The sequence below is a fragment of the Corynebacterium segmentosum genome, assembly GCF_900637825.1.
Classification (GTDB): Bacteria; Actinomycetota; Actinomycetes; order Mycobacteriales; family Mycobacteriaceae; genus Corynebacterium; species Corynebacterium accolens.
Genome location: NZ_LR134408.1, coordinates 896,566 through 917,796 on the forward strand (window position 1 = coordinate 896,566; position 21,231 = coordinate 917,796).

General features: G+C 63.2%; 24 protein-coding genes. 15 read left to right on the plus strand and 9 right to left on the minus strand.

Annotation, left to right across the window (positions count from 1 at the left end; translation table 11 throughout):
* Nucleotides 1-8: 8 nt before the first annotated feature.
* Entirely contained in the window at nt 9-665 is a 657-nt protein-coding gene (locus EL217_RS04385; protein ID WP_023017721.1) for a GOLPH3/VPS74 family protein, read from the minus strand.
* A gap of 88 nt (nt 666-753) precedes the next feature.
* On the opposite strand from EL217_RS04385, the gene EL217_RS04390 reads away from it, so the two are divergent.
* The 7 genes from EL217_RS04390 to EL217_RS04420 are packed head-to-tail and all read left to right on the plus strand — an operon-like array spanning nt 754 to nt 6,511.
* A complete protein-coding gene (locus EL217_RS04390) occupies nt 754-2,373 on the plus strand; it encodes an ABC transporter family substrate-binding protein (protein ID WP_005280089.1) in 1,620 nt (539 codons plus the stop codon).
* The gene (locus EL217_RS04395; RefSeq protein WP_005280090.1) at nt 2,363-3,232 is read left to right on the plus strand and encodes a PIG-L family deacetylase; all 870 of its coding nucleotides are present in this window, start codon (nt 2,363-2,365) and stop codon (nt 3,230-3,232) included. Before EL217_RS04390 ends, EL217_RS04395 begins: the two co-directional genes overlap by 11 nt.
* Complete coding sequence (locus tag EL217_RS04400) at nt 3,232-3,609, plus strand: hypothetical protein (RefSeq protein WP_005280091.1); 378 nt, start codon at nt 3,232-3,234, stop codon at nt 3,607-3,609. Before EL217_RS04395 ends, EL217_RS04400 begins: the two co-directional genes overlap by 1 nt.
* 55 nt (nt 3,610-3,664) lie before the next feature.
* The gene (gene fdxA, locus EL217_RS04405) at nt 3,665-3,988 is read left to right on the plus strand and encodes a ferredoxin (RefSeq protein WP_023017724.1); all 324 of its coding nucleotides are present in this window, start codon (nt 3,665-3,667) and stop codon (nt 3,986-3,988) included.
* A 3-nt stretch (nt 3,989-3,991) separates the two neighbouring features.
* Nucleotides 3,992-5,080: a succinyldiaminopimelate transaminase gene (dapC, locus tag EL217_RS04410; RefSeq protein ID WP_005280093.1), complete on the plus strand. Its 1,089-nt coding sequence runs from the start codon at nt 3,992-3,994 to the stop codon at nt 5,078-5,080.
* 52 nt (nt 5,081-5,132) lie between these two features.
* Nucleotides 5,133-5,921 carry a pseudouridine synthase gene (locus tag EL217_RS04415; RefSeq protein WP_126320031.1) on the plus strand — a complete coding sequence of 263 codons (789 nt, stop codon included), beginning with the start codon at nt 5,133-5,135 and terminating at the stop codon, nt 5,919-5,921.
* A 29-nt stretch (nt 5,922-5,950) separates the two neighbouring features.
* Complete coding sequence (locus EL217_RS04420; protein ID WP_023028619.1) at nt 5,951-6,511, plus strand: GtrA family protein; 561 nt, start codon at nt 5,951-5,953, stop codon at nt 6,509-6,511.
* 436 nt (nt 6,512-6,947) lie between these two features.
* Here the strand turns inward: EL217_RS04420 and EL217_RS04425 are convergent, their stop codons facing one another.
* From EL217_RS04425 to EL217_RS04450, 6 genes are all read right to left on the minus strand, one after another.
* On the minus strand, nt 6,948-7,427 hold the full coding sequence (locus EL217_RS04425; RefSeq protein ID WP_126318744.1) for a transcriptional regulator: 480 nt from the start codon (nt 7,425-7,427) through the stop codon (nt 6,948-6,950).
* Nucleotides 7,420-7,629: a helix-turn-helix transcriptional regulator gene (locus EL217_RS04430; RefSeq protein WP_121911075.1), complete on the minus strand. Its 210-nt coding sequence runs from the start codon at nt 7,627-7,629 to the stop codon at nt 7,420-7,422. Before EL217_RS04430 ends, EL217_RS04425 begins: the two co-directional genes overlap by 8 nt.
* A gap of 65 nt (nt 7,630-7,694) precedes the next feature.
* Nucleotides 7,695-8,540 carry a type IV toxin-antitoxin system AbiEi family antitoxin domain-containing protein gene (locus EL217_RS04435; RefSeq protein WP_126318746.1) on the minus strand — a complete coding sequence of 282 codons (846 nt, stop codon included), beginning with the start codon at nt 8,538-8,540 and terminating at the stop codon, nt 7,695-7,697.
* 410 nt (nt 8,541-8,950) lie between these two features.
* Entirely contained in the window at nt 8,951-10,282 is a 1,332-nt protein-coding gene (locus EL217_RS04440; protein WP_269471492.1) for an amino acid permease, read from the minus strand.
* A 101-nt stretch (nt 10,283-10,383) separates the two neighbouring features.
* A complete protein-coding gene (gene dapD / locus EL217_RS04445; protein WP_005280105.1) occupies nt 10,384-11,355 on the minus strand; it encodes a 2,3,4,5-tetrahydropyridine-2,6-dicarboxylate N-succinyltransferase in 972 nt (323 codons plus the stop codon).
* A gap of 17 nt (nt 11,356-11,372) precedes the next feature.
* Nucleotides 11,373-12,731: an amino acid permease gene (locus EL217_RS04450; protein WP_005280106.1), complete on the minus strand. Its 1,359-nt coding sequence runs from the start codon at nt 12,729-12,731 to the stop codon at nt 11,373-11,375.
* Between the two features lie 88 nt (nt 12,732-12,819).
* Between EL217_RS04450 and dapE the strand changes: the two genes are divergently transcribed.
* The 7 genes from dapE to EL217_RS04485 are packed head-to-tail and all read left to right on the plus strand — an operon-like array spanning nt 12,820 to nt 17,588.
* Nucleotides 12,820-13,908: a succinyl-diaminopimelate desuccinylase gene (dapE, locus tag EL217_RS04455; RefSeq protein ID WP_005280107.1), complete on the plus strand. Its 1,089-nt coding sequence runs from the start codon at nt 12,820-12,822 to the stop codon at nt 13,906-13,908.
* Nucleotides 13,909-13,910: 2 nt separating this feature from the next.
* Nucleotides 13,911-14,675, plus strand: a complete 765-nt coding sequence (locus tag EL217_RS04460) for a TIGR00730 family Rossman fold protein (protein WP_005280109.1) — start codon at nt 13,911-13,913, stop codon at nt 14,673-14,675.
* Nucleotides 14,676-14,689: 14 nt separating this feature from the next.
* Entirely contained in the window at nt 14,690-15,502 is an 813-nt protein-coding gene (folP, locus tag EL217_RS04465; protein WP_005280110.1) for a dihydropteroate synthase, read from the plus strand.
* Nucleotides 15,499-16,221, plus strand: a complete 723-nt coding sequence (locus EL217_RS04470) for a glucosyl-3-phosphoglycerate synthase (protein WP_005280111.1) — start codon at nt 15,499-15,501, stop codon at nt 16,219-16,221. Before folP ends, EL217_RS04470 begins: the two co-directional genes overlap by 4 nt.
* 3 nt (nt 16,222-16,224) lie before the next feature.
* A complete protein-coding gene (locus tag EL217_RS04475; protein WP_005280112.1) occupies nt 16,225-16,530 on the plus strand; it encodes a DivIVA domain-containing protein in 306 nt (101 codons plus the stop codon).
* A gap of 11 nt (nt 16,531-16,541) precedes the next feature.
* Nucleotides 16,542-16,709, plus strand: coding sequence for a DUF3117 domain-containing protein (locus EL217_RS04480; RefSeq protein ID WP_005280113.1), 168 nt, complete (start codon nt 16,542-16,544; stop codon nt 16,707-16,709).
* A 9-nt stretch (nt 16,710-16,718) separates the two neighbouring features.
* Nucleotides 16,719-17,588, plus strand: a complete 870-nt coding sequence (locus EL217_RS04485) for a methyltransferase domain-containing protein (protein ID WP_126318750.1) — start codon at nt 16,719-16,721, stop codon at nt 17,586-17,588.
* 526 nt (nt 17,589-18,114) lie between these two features.
* On the opposite strand, the gene EL217_RS04490 is transcribed toward EL217_RS04485, so the two are convergent.
* A complete protein-coding gene (locus tag EL217_RS04490; RefSeq protein ID WP_126318752.1) occupies nt 18,115-19,557 on the minus strand; it encodes a GH32 C-terminal domain-containing protein in 1,443 nt (480 codons plus the stop codon).
* A 190-nt stretch (nt 19,558-19,747) separates the two neighbouring features.
* Complete coding sequence (locus EL217_RS04495) at nt 19,748-20,395, minus strand: O-methyltransferase (RefSeq protein ID WP_023030949.1); 648 nt, start codon at nt 20,393-20,395, stop codon at nt 19,748-19,750.
* 151 nt (nt 20,396-20,546) lie between these two features.
* Between EL217_RS04495 and sigE the strand changes: the two genes are divergently transcribed.
* Nucleotides 20,547-21,176 carry an RNA polymerase sigma factor SigE gene (gene sigE / locus EL217_RS04500; RefSeq protein ID WP_126318754.1) on the plus strand — a complete coding sequence of 210 codons (630 nt, stop codon included), beginning with the start codon at nt 20,547-20,549 and terminating at the stop codon, nt 21,174-21,176.
* Nucleotides 21,177-21,231: the final 55 nt, after the last annotated feature.

The window sequence follows — 21,231 nt, forward strand, 5'->3', positions numbered from 1 at the left end:
CTGCCGGCCTAAGTAGTGCCTGCGGTTGATACCGCAACCGCCGCGATAATCGCCGTCGTCTCCTGCAAAATGGTTTTTACCGCAGAGGCGGCGGCATCGTCGTATTCCACCTGTTGTTTTAATTCTTTGATGCGGTTGCGCATCTCCCGGCGTTTCATTTCGGGCGCATCCTCCTTGAGTAGGGGATAGGCCCCATTAACCTCGCGCAGAATATCCAAGATAATCATGTCTTTGGTGCTTGGGTTTTGGGTGCCGTCAAGTACCGCGGCGAGCCTCTCGCGCACCTCATCTTCTAGCGCCGTATCCGTCATGATGTAACGGTCACCGCCCAGCTGCCACCACGCGGAATCCTCGATCTCCAATTGGCCGCGGTCCTGAAAATCCTGGGCAATCTTCTCGCGTGGGGAGAACCACCGCGCCTGCAGCAGCGTTTTTACCGAGCCGGTCCGGTGCTCGTGCAGGCTATCCCACGCCCAGGCAAGCACCGGGTGCTCTGGCTTTTTATCAGTGGCGTGCACCTTATTCTTTGCAGTTATGGCAACCGCCTCGTGCAGGAGCAAATCGCTAAAAAGGCCCGCGCGCAGGGCGGTTTCATTATTTGATAGCACCTCCTTTTTACCGTTGTCCTTGGTAAGCAGGAGGAACATTTCTTGGCAGATAAGCATGGTGGGGAATCCCTTCAACAGTGATTTTGCTCGAGTTTAGCGCGCAGAATCTTCGTGTGGCGGGAAGAAGGTATTAAAGTAGTCCGCGATGAAAAATAGTCTCAAGGCCCGCGCACTTGCTGCCACTGCCGCCATCGGCCTCGCGTTTGTCAGCGGGTGCTCGGCCAATCCTGGCCCTCCGCCGGTGGTAGAAGACTCGGACGACCAGGAATCTACCGCCCAGGAAACGGCATCAACGACGACCGCGACGGACGATGAGCCGCCGCGCGCGGAGGAAGAAAAGTCGCGGCCTACCATTTCCATCGGTGTCGATCCGCTGCGCGCCGGACTTAACCCACACCTGGTGGCCAATAACTCCGAGCTCGTGGATCAAATCGCCGAGCTGGTCTTGCCGTCGACGTTCCACTGGGGACGCATGGATACAGACGTCCTAGAATCCGCCGCGGAGGTCACCGCGCCGGAGGGCGTAGCCCAGCGGGTGCGCTACGTCATCGCCACTCCCGCGCAGTGGTCCGATGGCACCCCGATTTCCGGGGCGGATTTCAACTACCTGTGGAAGAAGATGATCACCACCGCAGGCGTCAAGGACCCGGCGGGCTACCGCGCCATTTCCGCGGTGACCACCTCCGATGGCGGGCGCGTGGTGACGGTGGATTTTGCGGAGCGGGTTAAAGATTGGAAGCAGCTATTCAACCAACTCCTGCCCTCGCACCTGCTGCAGAATTCCGATTTTGATTCGGCGCTGGCCAATGACATCCCAGCCTCCGCCGGCCGCTTCTCGGTCGATAGCGTGGACCGCAGCCGCGGGGTCATCACCCTCAACCGCAACGATCGTTTTTGGGGTGCCGACCCCGCCCATATCGACGTCGTCCAGCTGCGCGAGGTGCGCGATAGCACCCAGGCGCTGAATATGCTGCGCTCCGGCCAGATTGGGTTCGCGGACTTCACCCCGGATCAGACCTCGCAGGAGGCGCTTGGCTTGCTCGGGCACGTGAGCGATAAGACGGTCACCCGCCCGCGCCAGCTGCGCTTGCACATGTCCACCGAGCAAGGAGCCTTGGAGGACGCCGCCGCGCGACGCGGTCTGGCCTCGCTTATCGATACCGGGCAGGTCGCCCGTCTCGCCACCGGCCGCGCCTCCAACCTGAAGGCCGGGCATAACCCGGTCTCCGGCGAGGCGAACCTGACCGCCCTGCGCGAGCGCGCCAGCAAGAAACCCATCCGCTTCGCCGTCGATCCGACCAGCCCCACGGCTTTGGCTGCGGCAAATACGCTTTACGATATCCTCGAGGCTCACGGCATCCCCGCCGAGGTCACCACCGATAGGCTTACCACCATTACCTCTAAGCTGCTGCCGGAAGGCAAGGTGGATGCGGTCGTGACCTGGGAGGATATCACCTTAACCTCGCTGTCGGCCGCGAATATCTTCAATTGCGCCGAAGACGAACCGCTCGCCGGGGATCTCTCCGGGTTCTGCCCCGACAACGCTGCTGAGACGCGCATGGACATCCTTTCCGGAAAGATAAGCCCCTCGACCGCGCTGGGGCGAATCCGCGAGATCAACGCCCAGGACGTGTTATACGTCCCGCTCTTAGATGAAACGCGTGTGCACGCGCTGGGGGAGGGTATTGTAGGCCCCGGCCAAAGTATTGATGATTGGGATAAAGGTCTGGTCACCGCGCCGGTTTGGAGGATAGATGAGGACTAAGGACTTGGTGGGCTACCGCGTTGTTGCAGTGCACGCACACCCCGATGATGAAACGCTTTTTACCGGCGGCACCCTTGCCACCCTGGCCGCGCGCGGGGCACAGGTCACGGTCATCACCCTTACTCTTGGCGAGGACGGCGAGGTCATCGGCGCGCCCTATCAAGGTCTTGCCGAGCACCATCAGCTCGGCGGCTTCCGCGCCCGCGAATTGGCCTGCGCCCTCACTGCCTTAGGCGTAGAAGGCATACAGCTGGGTGGATTCGGCCACTTCCACGATTCCGGCATGGTGGGATCGCCCTCTCACGACAACCCCCGCGCGCTGGTCAATCGCCTGGATGAGGCGGTAGATCTGCTCCGCGCGGAATTAGAGGTGCTCCAGCCGCACGCCATCTTGACCTATGGGCCGGATGGCGGCTATAACCACCCGGACCACGTGGCGGTGCATAGGGTGGTGGAAAAGGCGGCATCGGCAAGCACGCGCATTTGGTGGGCGATTTTTGACCGCGCCGCCAATTACTCCGGCCTGGAGACCCTCGACGCGCCCGCGGGCTGGCGCAAGCCCGATGCCGCGTACCTGGATAATTTCACCACCGCCGGCGCGGATCTGGCCTTCGCGCTTGACGATGCCGCCCTGCACGCCAAACGCGCCGCCATGCGCGCCCACGCCACCCAAATCTGGCTGGCTGATGGCACCACCACCGCCACCAACCCCGAGGCCGCCGTGGCCGCCGTCCACGACCCCGCCGCGGTGCCAGGGGCCTACTGCCTGTCCAATAGATTGCTCATGCCGTTGCTGCGTGCCGAATACTTCCAACTCGGCAGGGGCGCGGGCGCAACCGACCTCCTAGGGGATCTGTAATGCGCACTGATTTTAGCCGCGGCGAGCAGGTCACAGGGCTTATCTGGCTCTCCCTCGGCGCTCTGCTATCGCTATTTCTGGAGGTCATTTACCTCACCGCCCGGATTCCGCTGGCTGATGGCGCGAGCATCGCGTTTCCCATCACCATCCTCATCGCCGCCGCATTCAATGTGGTGTTAACCCGCACCGCGCGGCTGTGGAGTGATAGTACTTACATCGCAGCCATCCCGCTCATTGTCTGGGGCCTGGGCTTTTTCGGGCTTATGCTGCTGGTTCCGATTACCGGCGATGTCATAGTGGGCAATAATATTCTCAGCTTGCTCCTGCTTTTGGCTGGGATTGGCGGCGGCGTTTGGCCTTTCCTAAAGCAGAAGTGACATACTATATTTCATCCCCCAACCCCATGAAATCAGGAAGATTCAAGGATTCTCCATGACTTATACAATCGCTCAACCTTGCGTTGATGTAATGGACCGCGGCTGTGTTGAGGAATGCCCCGTCGATTGCATTTACGAAGGCAAGCGCATGCTCTACATCCACCCAGATGAGTGCGTGGATTGCGGCGCCTGCGAGCCCGCATGCCCGGTAGAAGCCATCTTCTACGAGGACGACGTTCCCGATGAGTGGATCGATTACAACGATGCCAACGCAGCATTCTTCGATGACTTGGGCTCACCCGGTGGAGCGGCAGCCCTTGGCCCGCAAGATTTCGATGCGTCAATGGTAGCCGCGCTGCCCCCACAGAATCAGGAGTAATTCATGGCCCGCACACCGCTAGGACAATCGCTTCCGGATTTCCCCTGGAACTCGCTGGCTGGCGCCAAGAAGAAGGCCCAGGCGCACCCAGATGGAATCGTTGACCTTTCGGTGGGCAACCCCGTAGATCCGGTCGCCCCCGGCGTGCAGCTGGCGCTGTCCTCTGCCGCCGAGGCCCCCGGTTATCCGCAAACGCAGGGCACTTCCGAGCTGCGCGAAGCCATCGCCTCCGCCCTCCGCCGCCGCTACCACATGGACGTAGACCGCGTCCTGCCCGTGGTGGGCACGAAGGAGGCCATCGCCTGGCTGCCTACCCTGTTGGGCATGCGCGGCGAGACCGTCGCCTTCCCCTCGGTGGCCTATCCCACCTACGAGGTTGGCGCCCTCCTCGCTGGGGCCACCCCGCTGCGCGTCGACGAAGACTTCCAGGATGCCTCCCTGGTATTCATTAATTCCCCGTCCAATCCCACGGGCCGCGTCGCTGGGGTAGAGGAGCTGCGCCGCATCGTGGCCTGGGCCCGCTCGACGGGCGCTATCATCGCCTCCGACGAGTGCTACATGGGCTTGGGCTGGAACGACGACAACCCGCCGGTATCCATCCTGGATCCCCGCGTGACCGACGGAGATAATACCGGGCTTATTGCCATGCATTCGCTGTCCAAGTCCGCGAATATGGCCTCCTACCGCGCCGGATTCTTCGCCGGCGATAATGACCTCATCGCGGAGCTCCTAGAGCTGCGCAAGCACGCCGGCCTCATCGTGCCAGGCCCGATTCAGGCGGCGATGGTTGCCGCGCTTGACGATGACCCCACCGAAGCCCTCCAACGCCAGCGCTACGCCGCGCGCCGCGCCGAATTGATGCAGGCGCTCATCAAGGCGGGCTTTACCATTGACCACTCGGACGCCGGCCTGTACCTCTGGGCCACCCGCGGCGAAGACTGCCGCGAGACCATCGACTGGTTGGCTTCGCTCGGTATCCTCGCTGCCCCCGGTGATTTCTACGGTCCCTCGGGCGCACAACACGTGCGCATTGGCTTAAACGGCACCGATGAGCGGGTGCGCGCCGCCGTCGAACGCCTCGCCAGTGCCTAACTCACCTCGCGCGTTTCGCCCGCCTGCGCGGGAGGGGATTTCTCCCCGCAGGGTGGTCTTGCGCGATCGCGTTCCTGTAGAAGGCGAATATTGGGCCGCCCGCGCTGGCGACTCGCCTTTTCCGGAGGGAACCCTCCTTCCCGCGGGTACGGTTCTTTCGCGCCCCATTCCCGCGTGGTATCACCCCTTCGTCCCGCCGGAGGATCCGATTCCCTTTGACTACTGCGTAGTCCACACGGATGAAGACATCATGGTTGCCGATAAACCGCACTTTCTTCCCACCACCACGAATGGCCGCTTGCAGCGTGAAACCCTGCAAACCCGCCTGCGCGTGGACTTCGGCGAAGACGAAATCGTGCCGCTTCACCGCCTCGACCGCCTGACCGCCGGTCTCGTCATCTGCTCGCGCAATCCTGCGACCCGCGCGGACTACCAGCGCATCTTCCTGGAGGGGAGGGCGGTGAAGAGGTATAGGGGCATCGTCAAGCAGCCGCTTTTCTGCGATGAGGAAATCAGGCTGCCGATGCACAAGCCGCGGGGCAGCAGGCAGGTGCTCGTGGCTGATAATGGCACGCCGACTTCGACGTATGTGCGCGCTGCGGGGCGGGAGGTGACCATGTGGCCGCGGACCGGGCATACGCACCAGCTGCGGGTGCTGCTGAACCACCTTGGGAGCCCGCTCATTGGCGATGACACCTATCCCACGCCGCGTCCGCTCGACCTCTATGACTTCTGGCGCCCGCTTTCCTTGCTGCACGAAACTATATCTTTTATAGATCCTTTATCACATTCGGAGCGTCAGTTTTTCAGTTCGCGGGGCTTAGGAACTACAATCAGGTAATTACTAACCTCCGGCAAGAAAGGCGGCCCATGGCAGACCTCAGCGTTGCGCGCTTTGCGTCCAATTTTGGGCAATTCCTTAAGTTCGGTCTTGTCGGCGGCTCGGGTACCGCGGTTAACCTCTTCGTGTATTTTCTCGCGCAGAAACTCTTTGGCGCGGCGGATATCTTTGCCGAGGATCCCTTCATGAACCTCTTCGGTTCTGCATTCCACATCCGCTGGTACCACGTCTTTGCCACCATCTCCTTCCTCGTGGCCAATACCTGGAACTACCAGCTCAACCGCATGTGGACCTTCCGTACCGTGTCCAAGGTGTCCTGGATTCGCGGTTTCTTCCCGTTCCTTTTGGCGGGAATCGGGGCGTTTATCGTCAGTCAGGTCATCCTGACGCTGCTCATGAACCCCAACTCGCCCGTGGGTCTGCCCAGCGATGTCTTCGATAACTCCACCGGATTGCGCACCAAGTCCTATTGGGCGCAGGCCATTTCCATCGTCGTGGCGATGCCCATCAACTTCATCATCAACAAGCTCTGGACGTTCCGCTCCAAGCCCAATAAGCCCGTCGTCGTCGACGAGGTAGCGCCGGTTTAACTACCCGCCCTTCGCCGCCGGCCACGGCCCTGCCGCCCGCACAACCCCAGCCGCCCCAACCGCCCTTCGCGCTCACCAGGGTGGGCTGCTGGGGTCTTTTTATGCCGCCGGTGAGCGGCAAGGGCGGGGAGGGGCATCGCCAAGCGAGTGCGTGCAGGGCACTCATCCCTTCGCGCTCACGGGAAGGTGGTCGTCGTGCGCAGCGCTCGCCCCCGGTGAGCGGCACGGGAGGCCTCGCCCTTCGCGCTCACCGACAACAGTTGCCGGCGGTGAAACCTACTCCCCGTGACCGGCAAGGGCGGGGAGGCCGGGAGCCGCTGACGCTAGCACCCCTTCGCGCTCACGGGCGTAGAAAACGGAAACCACCCGCCGTCTGCGGTGAGCGCGAAGGGCGGGTGGTGGGGTGTGCCTGAAGGCGGGTGGTGGAGGTGAGGTACTAGTCCTCGAGCTCGGCGTCGAGGCGGGACTGATCGCGGCGGTTTTGCTTACGTCGGAGTGTGGGGGAGAGGAGGACGGCCGTGATGGCACCTACGGTGGCGCCGATGAGGTAGGGGGCAGCGGCGGCATCGGAAAGCGCGAAGGCGTGGTAGGCGATGCCGGCGAAGCAGAGGAACATCGGGATGAGGTAGAGGGCGGTCAAAGTCCAGTTGGAGCGGACGGTGGGGGTGGCGATGCGCCTGCGCATCCAGGCGAGGCTGAGGGAGGTGCCGGCGATGGAGGGGACGATGGCGAGGAGTGCGAGGAGACTGAGGCGGCCGGGGAGGGACCAGGCGAGGGTGGCCGCGACGATGAGCTCGAGGAAGGTGATTGGGGTGAGGGTGATGGCGGAGGCCTTGGTGAGGATGTCCCGCTCGAACTCGTCGGTGGAGGCGCGCTCGATGTGGTTGAGGGATATGTTGGCGATGGCGTTAATCATGTTGTTCAGCTCCAAAGATTTCTTCGACTGTTTTGTCTAGTTCGTGGCAGATGTCCAATGCGAGGTGCACGGACGGGGAGTAGTTGCCGCGTTCGATATTTGCGATAGTCTGCCGGGAGACGCCGACGCGCTCTGCTAGTTCGCCTTGCGACCATTCGCGCCAGCGCCGCCACTTGCGGACCATGTTGGGTTGTCCGGCCACATCATCACCTCTCTTGTCATGTTTACATGACTTAATGTAAAGCAAACTTGACATTATGGCAAGGGCTAGACGCACAGATGCCAGCGCCAATATGGCTGGGTGGCGGACATGGGAAGCTGTGGCTTGCGGCCTTTGAGCAGGTCACGGGTGGCTTTGATGAGCAGAATGACTTGGTCAAGGTGGTGCGTGACGTCATCGGCAGTAAAGCGCAAAACCGTGTACCCGTGCGCGGTTGCGGCGTTCTGTTTGGAACGGTCGGCCTGGAACGCGACGCTGTGGCTGTGGTAGGTCCAGCCGTCGATTTCCACGATGAGCTTGCCCATCAGTAGGTCGAACCGGTATCCACACACCAGGGCGTTGTGAACAGGGAAAATGCCTTCTGCGCGCAGAGCGCGGCTGACCTTCCTCTCCGGCGGGCTATCCGCGCCGATGGCGGAGCGCCGAATCGTCTCCTTCAACGCGCGCGGTGTCCGGCCCATTCGTTTGCGGTCCCGGTCCAGCCGGCCGGGCCCCTTTTCACCGCGGTAAAACTCTTCCAGCAGCGGGCCACAGGCCCTAGCAATCTTGCGAGCAGCCCACAGAACCTGCACCACCGGCAGCCCTTTGACTAGGCTCGTTGCCTTGAGGCGAGAATGCGAAACCCGGAAATTCTTACCCCGCAGCGTGCGCGGGCCCTCCGCCTCCAGCGGAAACGTCAGCGGCCGGTCGAGGTGAATTTCTTGCGCGGTCTTCCCCGTAAAATGAATGCGGCTCAGCCCATGCACCAGCGCCTTCGCCACCGCCAGCGGCGACCACTCGTCGGTATAAATCCCCCGGTGCACGCGGAATAGCTTCCCCGCGCGCACCCGTCGCCGAATCGTGTCCTTGCCTAGCCCCTGCTCGCGCAACTGCGCAGTCGTCCATGCCCCCATGGCTTCAACCTAAAGAAGCGGCCGCCTCCCCGTCCAGACGGGGTCCGACAGCCTGTGGATAACCCGCCTATTTTGAGGTTTCGCGCTCCCTTCTCGGCGCTGCCCTGTGGATAACTCCCTCCACTCCTCCCTCGACGCCCCCCTTCGCGCTCACCGGCGGCCACTTGGGTGCGCTGGAACGTCCCCTGGTGAGCGCGAGAGGCGAGTGTGGTCCCAGCCCGCCCTTTGTGCTCACGCCCACGCTTTCCGATGCCCATTTCCTCCTCCCCGTGACCGCGAGGGGCGGCCCCACACCCGTCGCGCTCACCGGGAGGTGAAAACGCCGTACCCCGCCCAGCGCTGGTGAGCGCGAAGGGCGGGGTAATGGGGCGTGAGGGCAGTGATGGTGGGCTGGAGGCGGGGAGTGGCCGCTAGATCAGAGGGAGCGTGGAGGTCGGGTCGATGCCGCGAGCCTTGGAATTGAGCACGCCCGCGATGGCGAGCACCGCGAACATGGCGGCGGCGGAGAGGAGTTGGGTGCGGGCGGTGGAATCGGTAAGCATGAGCACCGCGATGGCCGCGAAGAGGCCGAGGGCGAACCAGGTGAGATAGGGGAAGGCCCACATGCGGATGGGGAGGGGATGCAGGGCCTCGAGTTGGCGGCGCAGGCGCAGCTGGCTGACGGCAATGAAGACCCAGACGATGAGCAGGGAAGCGCCGGCGGCGTTGAGCATGAAGGTGAGCAACCAGCCGGTATCGGCGTAATTGAGGACGACCATGAGCGCGGACAGTGCGACGGACAAGGCGATGGCGGTCGTGGGCACGCCTTCGGTATTGGTGGCGGCGAAGATGCGCGGGGCCTCGCCGCGGGAGGCGAGCGAGTGCATCATGCGGGAGGAGGCGAAGATTTGCGCGTTGAAGGCGGATAGCAGCGCGAGGACGATGATGACCTCCATGATGCCGGCGGCACCGGGAATGCCGGCGCGGTCGAGGACCATGGTAAATGGCGATTCGGCGGCGGTGGAGGCGGCGTCCAGGCTGGAATAGGGAAGCAGGAACGTGATGACGAGCACGGAGCCCAAGTAGAACACGGAGATGCGCAAGATGGTGGAGCGCACGGCGTTGACCAGGGATTTCTCGGGATCCTCGGACTCGGCGGAGGCGATGGCGACGACCTCGATACCGCCGAAGGCGAAGGCTACGGCGAGCAGGCCGGCGGCGACGCCGCCGAGGCCGTTGGGCATGAAGCCATCGGCAAGGAAGACGGATGTGCCCACGAAGGTGTGGCCGGGCAGGAGGCCGAAGATGAGGAGGACGCCGATGATGAGGAAGGCGATGATGACGACGACCTTGATGAGTGCGAACCAGTACTCGAACTCGCCGAAGGTGCGCACGCGCAGCAAGTTGACGAGGCCGAAGGCGGCGACGCAGATGGCGGCGGGGATCCAGGGCGGGACGTCGAACCACGAGCCGATGAAGCCTGCGGCGCCGGTGATTTCGGCGCCAAGGACGGCGACGGTGGCACACCAGTAGATCCACCCTTGGGTAAAGCCCGCCCAGCGGCCGATGCCGTGTTCGGCGTATTCGGAAAAGGAGCCGGAGGCGGGGATGACCGTTCCCATTTCCCCAAGCATTTGCATCACGAGGATGGCGAGGAATCCGGCGATCGCGTAGGCGATGATTACCGCTGGGCCGGCGGCGGAAATGCCGACGCCCGTGCCGAGGAAGAGACCGGCGCCAATGGTGGAGCCAAGCCCCATCATGGTCAGGTGGCGGACCTTCAGGCCAGAACCAAGGGTAGAAGAGTTATCAGACACTTCTCCATGGTATTTCTCGCCCGCAGGGCACCGGAATTGGGGTGGCGTTAATTCTTGTGGAGGTCCTCGTTCAGTGCGACGGCCTCAGCATTCCACTCCACGGCCTCGACGGCACCGGAGACGGAATTGCGGCGCAGCAGCAGGCCAGAGGCGCCAGAAAGCTGGGAGCCCTTGACGGCCTCGCCATTGCCGACGCCCAAGGCCTCAGCCACCTTGCCAAAGACGGCGACCTTGGTGCCGGCGGTGACGTAGAGGCCGGCTTCGACAACGGCGTCATCGCCAAGCGAAATGCCAATACCCGAGTTAGCGCCGAGTAGGCAGCGCTCGCCGATGGAAATAACTTCCTTGCCGCCGCCGGACAGGGTGCCCATGATGGAGGCGCCGCCGCCGATATCGGAGCCATCGCCCACGACGACGCCCGCGGAAATGCGGCCTTCCACCATGGAAGCGCCCAGGGTACCGGCGTTGAAGTTGACGAAGCCCTCGTGCATGACCGTGGTGCCCTCTGCCAGGTGGGCGCCCAAGCGGACGCGGTCGGCGTCACCGATGCGCACGCCGGAGGGGACAACGTAGTCCACCATGCGGGGGAACTTATCCACGGAGTAGACCACGACGGGGCCGCGGGAGGCGAGGCGGCCGCGCACCATCTGGAAATCGGAGACGGCGCAGGGGCCGTAGTTGGTCCAGACCACGTTATTGAGGTGGCGGAAGATGCCGTCCATGTTGAGGCCGTGCGGCTTTACCTCACGGTGGGAGAGCAGGTGGAGGCGCAGGTAGGCGTCGTAGGTATCGGTGGGGGCCTCGTCGAGGTCAGCGATGGAGGTTTCCACCGCCACGCGGGCCACGCCGCGCTCCTCATCGGGGCCGACGAGGGCGGAGAACTGCTGCGGAGTCTCCTCCAAACGCGTCGTGCCGGTGGTCTCTACTTGCTTATCGGTATGAACTGCTGGGAACCAAACGTCCAAGACGGTGCCGTCGTGGGTAATGGTTGCCAGGCCACGTGCGGATGCAGAAGTCATGGTGGCTAGCTTAGCAATTACTGCCGTACTTGTTCGCGCTTGCCCGCGGGAACCACGAAGGACAAGGCGACGAGCGCGGCAAAGAGAATGATGACGGCAATGACTTGGTTGCGGGCGGAGGGATCAAAGAGCATGAAGATGGTCAGCGCGGCCAACGCGGCGGCGGTTGCCCAAGGCAACCAGGGGTAGCCGGGCACGCGGATGTCCGTTAGTTCGCCGTTCGCTTTCAACTGCGGGTGCAGCTTGAGGAAGGAGGCGACGATAAAGGCCCAGACCACCAAGAGGCAGCCGCCGACGGCGTTGAAGAGGAAGGCCAGCAGTCCCGGCGGGTTCCAGAATTGGAGGCCCACTGAGGCGAAGGCGAAGATCATGGACAAGATGACGGCATTGATGGGGGAGCCGGAGTGGTTGGTCTTGAGGAAGAACTTGGGCGCGCAGTGGTCCTTGGCCATATCAAAGACTAGGCGGGAGGTGGCGTAAATCTGCGCGTTGAAGGCGGACAGGAGGGCCAGCGCGATGATGGCCTCCATGAAGCCTGCGGCGAAAGGAATCTTGGCAGCCTCAAGCACCAGGGTGAAGGGCGAATCGGCGGCGGCATCGGCGTCTTGGATCTGGCTAAACGGCAAGGCCATGGTGATGACCACGATGGAGCCGATGTAGAAGATCATGATGCGCACGATGATGGCGCGCACTGCAGTGGCCACGTTGCGGGCGGGGTCCTCGGACTCGGCGGCGGCGATGGTCACCAGCTCGATTCCACCGAAGGCGAAGGCCACGGCCAGCAGGCCCGCGGCGAAGCCGGGCATGCCATTGGGTAGGAAGTTATCGGTGAAGTTGGTTCCAGCGCGGGAGAGATCCATGCCGGGCAGGATGCCCAGTGCCATGAGGATGCCGATGACGAGGAAGGCGATGATGACGGCGACCTTGATGATGGCGAACCAGAACTCGAATTCACCGAAACCGCGCACGGCAGCGAAATTCACCACGGCGAAGAAGGCCACCGCGATGAGCGCGGGAATCCACGGGGCGATATCGAACCAGCTGCCGATGATCGCGGCGGCGCCGGTGATTTCGGCGCCCATGACCATGATGAGCATGAACCAGTAGATCCAGCCCATCGTAAAGCGCGCCCAGTGGCCGAAGGCCTGGCCGGCGTAGGTGGAAAAAGAACCCAGAGAAGGGCGGGCCGCGGCGATTTCCCCGAGCATCCACATGATGAGCGCGATGAGGACGCCGGCGACGGCATAAGAAATGAGCACCGAGGTGCCGGAGATTTGGATTCCCAATCCGACGCCCAAGAAGAGACCGGCACCCACCGCGGAGCCAAGGCCCATCATGGTGAGGTGTCGCGATTTCAATTGTGTGGCTTCGGCCATAATTACCACCTTGTGAGAGGTTATTTTTTACAGTGAAGTGAACATTACACAATGCAACGGACCCAGCGGGGCGCTACCATGGCGGCTTGTGACTTTAGATCTATATGCCGACCCCATTGAAGTGACCAAGGCGCTCGTCGATATCCCGAGCCCCTCCCACCACGAGGAGGCCATCGCGGATGCGGTGGAAGAAGCCCTGCGTGGTCTAGACGTGGAGGTCGCCCGCTTTGGCAATACCGTGTGCGCGCGCACGAACCGGGGGATGGATTCCCGCGTGGTTCTTGCAGGCCACATCGATACCGTTCCATTGGCAGATAACGTACCGCATCGCATGGACACCGCCGAAGATGGCGCCGAGATCATGTTCGGCTGCGGCACCGTGGACATGAAATCCGGCATGGCGGTCTACCTCAACGCCTTTGCTCACCTGCATGAATCGGAAGAGCTCCAGCATGACCTGACCGTCATCGCCTATGAGGGCGAAGAGGTATCCACTGAATTTAATGGACTGGGCCACTTGCAAAAGGACCACCCCGAGTGGTTGCAGGGCGATTTCGCGCTCCTCGGCGAGCCCTCCGGTGCCCTGGTCGAGGCCGGCTGCCAGGGCACGATTCGCCTGCGCGTGACGGCGCATGGCACCCGCGCGCACTCGGCCCGCGCTTGGCTCGGCTCCAACGCTGCACACAAGCTCGCCCCCGTCATGACGCGCATTGCTGACTACGAGCCGCGCGAGGTCACCATCGATGGCTGCACCTACCGCGAGGGCCTGAACATCGTCCACATGGAGGCTGGCGTGGCCACCAATACCCTGCCGGACGAGGCATGGATGTTCGTCAACTTCCGCTTCGCCCCGGATCGCAGCACGGAGGAGGCGCTGGAGTACATGAAGGGGGTCATCGGCAAGCATGAGGACGTCACCATAGAGATCGATGACATCGCCGGTGCCGCCCTGCCTGGCTTGGGGCAGCCTGCGGCACGCGCGCTTGTCGATGCCGTCGGTGGCAACGTCCGCGCCAAGTTCGGCTGGACCGATGTCTCGCGCTTTGCTGAGATGGGCATTCCGGCCGTGAATTTTGGCGCCGGCGATCCGGGCTTTGCGCATAAGAAGGACGAGCAGGTGCCCACGGCGCAAATCACCGAAGTTTCAACCGCTCTGCTTAATTACTTGAAGGGATAAAAATGACCCCTGACCACATGCGTACCCTGCGCGGCCCGCTCTTGCTGCGCAGCGAGGGAGAACAAGGCTCCACCTTTGACCAACGCCTGCTGGAATCCGGCGCGGACCACGAATGGCAGCATGCCGATCCGTGGCGCGTGCTGCGCATCCAAGGTGAATTCGTCGCCGGCTTCGATGCGCTGGCTAAGCTGCCTAAGGCAGTGACGGTTTTTGGTTCCGCGCGCACCAAGCCTGAGGATGCGAGCTATCAGATGGCCGAAGAACTCGGCCGCAAGCTCGCCGAGTGCGCCTACGCCGTCATCACTGGCGGCGGCCCCGGCATCATGGAGGCTGCGAATAAGGGCGCGCACGAGGGCGATGGTCTCTCGGTGGGACTCGGCATCGAATTGCCGCACGAGCAGGGCCTCAATAAGTACGTGGACTTGGGCCTGAACTTCCGCTACTTCTTTGCCCGCAAGACCATGTTCTTGAAGTACTCCCAGGCCTTCGTCTGCCTGCCCGGCGGCATGGGCACCATGGATGAATTCTTCGAGGTTCTCTGCATGGTTCAGACGGGTAAGGTCACCAACTATCCCATCGTACTCATGGGCACCGAGTACTGGTCTGGCCTGCTGGAATGGATGAAAAATACCCTTGCCGCCGGCGGGTACATCAACGAAGATGACCAAGAGCTTTTCCTGCTTACCGATGACCCCGATGAGGCCGTCGCCCACATCATCGAGCGCCACAAGGTCATGAGCGATAAACGCATTAGGGAGCCGCGTTGAGCCTCGCGCGCGTGATGGCGATAGTCAATCGCACCCCGGATTCCTTTTATGACAAGGGGGCCACCTTTGACATGGACCCCGCCCTTAAGCGCTGCGATGAAGCCATTGCGGCAGGGGCCTCCATCATCGATATTGGCGGAGTCAAGGCTGGGCCGGGTGAGGAGGTGGATAGCGCGGAGGAAATCGACCGCGTCGTGCCCACCATCGCCCGCGTGCACGAGCGCCACCCAGAGGTACTCATTTCCGTCGACACTTGGCGCAGCGAGGTGGCCGAGGCCGCCATCGCCGCCGGGGCCGGGCTGGTCAATGACACGTGGGCCGGCTGGGATCCGCAGCTTATCGAGGTCGCCGGCCACCACCGCGTGGGTTACGTGTGCTCGCATACCGGCGGGATTACCCCGCGCACCCGCCCGCACCGCGTCCACTTTGATGACGTCGTCGCCGATGTCATTGCTGAGACCACCGCCCTGGCAGAAAGGGCCGCGGGGCTCGGCTGCCCGGAAGAGCTCACCTTCATCGATCCCACGCACGACTTTGGTAAAAACACCTATCACGGCCTAGAACTCTTGCGGCGCATCGACGAGATCGTCGACACCGGCTGGCCCGTGCTCATGGCGCTATCCAATAAGGACTTCGTGGGCGAAACCCTCGCGCGCGGGGTAGGAGACCGCGTCGCCGGAACGCTCGCCGCTACAGCCTGGGCCGCAGCGCACGGGGTGGCCGCCTTCCGCGTCCACGAGGTTGCTGAGACCGTCGACGTCATCCGCATGACCGCCGCCATCCAGGGCACGGCCGCACCCCTTGACACCACGCGCGGGCTCGCATGAGCGTTTCCGTCATCATCCCGGCGCTCAATGAGGAATCCACCGTGGCCGGCGTTATCCGCGCCTGCCTTGCCGATGACCCACTCGAAGTGCTCGTCATCGACGCCGACTCCACCGACGACACCGCCGCAGTGGCGCGCGCCGCCGGTGCCGATGTGCGCAATTGGCGCCATATCCTACCCGAACCGCCGCGCCCCGGCAAGGGCGAATCCCTCTGGCGCGGGGTCGCCGCCGCGCGCGGGGACATCGTCGTATTCATCGACGCCGACCTAGAATCCGCCGCGCCCGGCATGGTCACAGCGCTCGCGGCGCCCTTTGCGGATCCGAGTGTGAACATGGTCAAGGCCCGCTATCGCCGCAGCCTGAACGGCCAACCCACCGGCGGCGGACGCGTGACCGAATTGACCGCAAAGCCGCTCATCCGGCAATTCTTCCCAGAGCTAGCCCACATCGATCAGCCCCTAGGCGGCGAGTACGCGCTTCGCCGCTCTGCCGCGCTAGAGGTGCCCTTCGTGGAGGGCTATGGGGTGGAAGCGGGGCTGCTGGTGGACATCGGTAAGCGCGGCGGGCTGACACAAGTCGACCTAGGCACTCGAGTCCACCGCAACCGGCCGCTTCATGAGCTCGCGCCGATGGCGGATATCGTGGCACGCACGCTGCTTTCGCGCGCTGGGGTGAGTGCGCCGATTGCTCAGCGCCCGCCACTGCTAGGTAGGATTTAAGCCATGCTGTCCTGGATTGTGCTCATTGTGGTGCTCATTGCGTTCATTGTGATCGGAACGTGGCTGTGGGGTTCGATTTTTGGGCCCGGGACGGTGATGGACCCGCCCGATGAGCCGCAGAAGGTACTGGAGAATAACCGCGTCGCCGCAGCTCAAGGCCGTTTTGAGGATGTGCAATTCGAGGTCGTCCCGCGTGGGTATCGCCAGGATCAGGTCGATGATCTGCTCGCCCAGCTGGAGCAGGAATTGGAGGCCGCGCGGAAAAGCGGGCAAAAAGGGACTAAGCTGGAAAGAAACGAAGAAAGTTAAGGAGCCCTACTATGGCAGCAATGAAGCCACGTACCACTGGCGGCGAAATGGAAGCGGTGGTGGAATCCCGCAAGATCGTCATGCGCATCCCATCCGACGGCGGCGGGCGCATCGTTATCGAGCTGAACAAAGAAGAGGCCGCGGAGCTCGGTTCTTTGTTGACCGAGGTTTCTAGCTAGTCTGGGTACATGCTTTCTCATATCGTCGACATTCTGGCCGATCCAAACGACGGCACGGCGCTTTCCGGCGCCGATGATTTTTCCCGCCTCGTTTCGGAGTCTGGCCATTCCTTTGATGTGGCCAAGCAAGGGTATGTGACCTTAGCGGCCGGTGCTGGCCTGAAGCACAAGGGCGATGACATGGATATGGTCAACGCCCGCGAAGCGTACCTAGCCACCGGCCATTTCGCGCCCTTCGTCGAGTCTGTGACCGGCGCGGTGCAAGACGCGCTCGATGCCAGCTCGCTGTCTGCATCTACGCCCGCCTCGCTCCTCGAGGTCGGCGCCGGAACCGGCTACTATCTAGCCCACACGCTTGATTCCATCGATGGCGCGCGCGGCGTTGGCCTCGATATTTCCCCGCATGCGGCCAAGCACCTGGCCAAGTGTCACCCGCGCGTGGGCGCCGTGGTTGCCGATGTCTGGCAGCAACTTCCCATCCGCGATGAATCCATCGATGCCATTTCCGTGGTCTTCGCCCCGCGCAACCCATCCGAATTCCAGCGCGTCCTCGCCCCCGGCGGCCAGGTCATCGTTCTGACCCCGGGCGCCGGGCACCTCGATGAGCTGCGCGAACCCCTCGGCATCCTCGGTGTGGAAGAGGGCAAGGTCGAGCGCATGTATGAGCAGGCGGAAGGCTACCTCGAGCAAGCGGCCGACCCCGTCGATATTTCCTTCCCCATTCACCTGGATAAAGCGGCCATCGCCGCACAGGTAGGAATGAGCCCGTCCGCCCGGCACATCAGCGCCGACGAGCTCGCCGAGCGCATGGCCGCCCTTCCACCCACGCTGACGGTCACCGCCCGCGCCCGGCTAGACCGCCTCCGCGCGGTTTCTTAATCGCACACCTGCCTCGCGGCAACCTGTACCGCCCTTCGCGCTCACCAGCAGCGCGCGGGGCGGTTCTTTTTCGCTTCCGGTGAGCGCGAAGGACGGGTGTGGAATCGGCCAGTCACCGTACCCTCCCTTGGCGATCACGAGGAGCTGCTTGCCGATGTTGCGACGCCTCGCCGGTGAGCGCGAAGGGCTGGTGGCATCGGCAGGGCGGTGGCTGACGGAAAACGAGGGTGCAGAATGCGGCTAAGGACGGCATCATTTGACCCGTGCGGTCGGTCCTGGGGCCAGATGGAAAGAATACCCGCCCTTTGCGCTCACGGCAAGCACATTCTGATGGCTGGAGTCGCTTGCCGGTGAGCGCGAAGGACGGGTGTGGAATCGGCCAGTCACCGTACCCTCCCTTGGCGATCACGAGGAGCTGCTTGCCGATGCCCCTCCACCTTGCCCGTGAGCGCGAAGGGCGGGTGGCGACAGGCGGGGCAGAAAGGCGGGGCCGAGAGGCGGGTGGCCGGGTAGGAGGGCTGCAGTATTAGAGCTTGGAGCCGGAGCGCTGCCAGTCTTGTTCGATGACTGCTTCGCCGGTGGTTTCGACATCCATGCCGGAGCAGCCGCCGTCGAAGTACACGCGGGAGGCCATGGCGATGAGGCCGCCGTCGACGAAGACCTCCACCGTGGAGCCGTCTTGGATGATGGTGAGGGTGTCGGAGTCGCCATCGGCAAGCGTGGCTGTGGCGGGAGCGGAATCGGCGAAGAAGTGATCGAAGGCCTTGTTCATGGAACGATCGAGGCTGATTTCCTCGCCGGAGTGGCAGATGGAGGCGGCGGGGTCGCCGTTGCCATCGCGAAGGGTGATGGTGACGCTGGAGCCGGTGGGAACCTCCATGACGCCGGTCCAGGAGCGCGCGTAATCCGAAAGCTTGACCGCTTCGGGCAGGCCGGTGGCCGGTGCCTGGTACAGGACGCCGCCCTCGAGCGTGACCTGGCGCGGCAGGGAGAGGGCATTCGACCAGCCCTCGGCATCCCAGGAGGCGTGCTGGGTGGCGTCGTCGCCGCGGCCGTTGCCGTTGAGCAGGCCGAGGATGACGGCGCGCTCGTAGCGGCTTTCTTCAGGAATCGTGCCTGCGGTGGCATTCGTATTGCGCGGGCGGGAGAAATCGTGGCCGAAGTCCACGCGGCGGAAACCGGAGACCACCGTGAAGGTGGTGTCTTCCAGCTGGCCCACGAGGTAGCCGGAGACATCGCGGCCGTCGCGCTCGAGGGTGACAAAGAGTACGTCGTAGATCTCTTCGTCGACTTCATCGCGCAGGCGCACGATGCGCGGGGAAACCACCGGAGGAATAGGGGAATTGGCAGGCACTTCGCCGTCGAGGAAGCCCGGGTCACCTTCGAAGGTAAGGCCGCCGCGCAGGGACCACGAGATGCCGTCGTGGCTTTCTAGAATGACTGGCTGCGGGGTGTCGGTGCGGCCAGAAAGTGCCAGCATGAGCCAGCCCTTGTGGCCGTCCTCGCGGTCATCGGTGGCCCAATCGGGAACAACGGAAGGCGAGCGGAACCGGGTGTGGTCGGTGGTATTGCCAGCCACCTCGCCAAACCGCACGACGTTGGGGTCGAGGGCCGAGGAGTCATCGGAGACCTCGCAGACATCGTCGATGCCGGAATAGCGCGCGAGGCGAATGGAGGTGCCCGTCGCGGTCACGGAGGTGAAATAGAGGTTGATAGCGTCCTCACCCTGGGCCACGGACCCAGCGCGGAGGGCGAGCTCGCCGCCGACGGGCGCGAGGACGTCATCGCAGTCCAGCCAGTTAAACGGTACTTCCTCCGAGTACGTGTGTCCCCAGCGGGCCGGGGCATCGGGAGTGGGGCGGTACTGGTAGAACATGTGCCAGGTATCGCCATCGCGAAGGACGCCGGCGGGCGCGTCTAGGATGCCGGCATCGGGGATGAAGTGGAGTTCGGGGCGGTGAGTCGTCACGGCATTCCTCTCTTAAATCAGGTGCGGGTTACAAGCTTGGGTTGGGGTGGCAGCCACGCCGGGGAGGAAACTCGTTGACCTGCCACGCGGTGCTTTCGCGAACTTTATGGGGCAGTGTCCGGCTGTCATGTACACCCAGAATACGGATATCTTTTAGCGCGTGCAGGGGCCCTTGCTTGCCGATGCCCCCTTAAAGTTTTGTCACCAGCGTCAGCCCCGAACCCAGTGGGAGCCGGGTCACGGTGGCGCCCTCGAGCTCGCGGAGGTATTCATCGGCCTCGCGCGCGGCGGCGGTATCGCGGTCGGTGCGGGAGGTGTCGGCGACGGTGCCATCGAGAAGCGCATTGGCAAGCACCAGCGTGCCGTGTTGGTGCAGCAGGGGCCAGGCCGCCTTGATGAGGGCGGGGAGATCGAGGGCGGCGACGTCCGCGTAAATGACCTGGTAGGCCTCAGTAGCCAGGCGCCCGAGCACGTCGAGGGGGCGCGAGGGGAGGAAGCGGCCGCGGGTGGGGGCGTAGCCGGCCTCGCGGAAGGCGGCCTTGGCGCTGCGCTGGTGCTCGGCTTCTGGGTCGATGCACGTGAGGATGCCGTTATCCGGCATGCCTGCGAACAGGTAGAGGCCCACGACGGAGGCTGCGGGGGTAATCGCCACGGCCTGGGGGCGGTCTACCACACCGGAAGACGTCGCCGTCAGCGTGGTGAGAAGCTGGCCGGTGGATTCATCCGGGACGGGCAGGCCGTATTCCTCGGCGTGGTTGCGGGCGCCGCGGAGAGCCGCCGAAGGCTCACTGGTGGAATCGATATAGGAGCGCAGTGCGTCATATGCGGTAGTAGTCACGAATAAAACAATAGGTAAAGTTGCGCGCAAGGGTGGCAAAAACGCGCCTAGCCAGCGAAATTGTGGTCTGTGGGAAGTATGTGACGGACTCACAGGATATTATCAGCGCAGTGGCTGGAGTTTCCGCGCCGAGTATAGAAAAATGACACCCATGACAGAAACGAAGCGCGATGCCGAGTCCGTTGCCTCCACCGATCCGAACGTGGAGTTGACCGGTACCGCGGCGTTCGATGCTGGGGAAGCCACGATGCCTTCGTGGGCCGAATTGGTGGCAGAGCACGCCGATGGCGTGTACCGCTTGGCCTACCGTTTATCCGGTGACCAGCAGGATGTCGAGGATCTCACCCAAGAGACCTTCATGCGTGTCTTCCGCTCCTTGGATAAGTACCAACCGGGTACCTTCGGCGGCTGGCTGCACCGCATCACTACGAACCTCTTTTTGGATATGGTGCGCCACCGCTCCAAGATCCGCATGGAGTCCCTGCCTGAGGATTACGAGCGGGTGCCGGGGACGGATATGACCCCGGAGCAGGCCTATACCGTGGCCAACTTGGACCCCGTGCTGCAGTCCGCGCTGGATAGCTTGGCGCCGGATTTCCGCGTCGCCGTGGTTCTGTGTGATATCGAAGGCATGAGCTATGACGAAATCGCCGAAACCCTTGGCGTGAAAATGGGTACGGTGCGCTCTCGCATCCACCGCGGCCGCTCCCAACTGCGCGCGGCGCTGGAAAAAGAGGCACAGACCAATGCGGAGGCGCGCATCTTGCTGCGCACGCGCTAGAATCGAATCATTACCTCCCCTGCCACGCGGCAGGGGGACTTAAGTGTGAGTAATC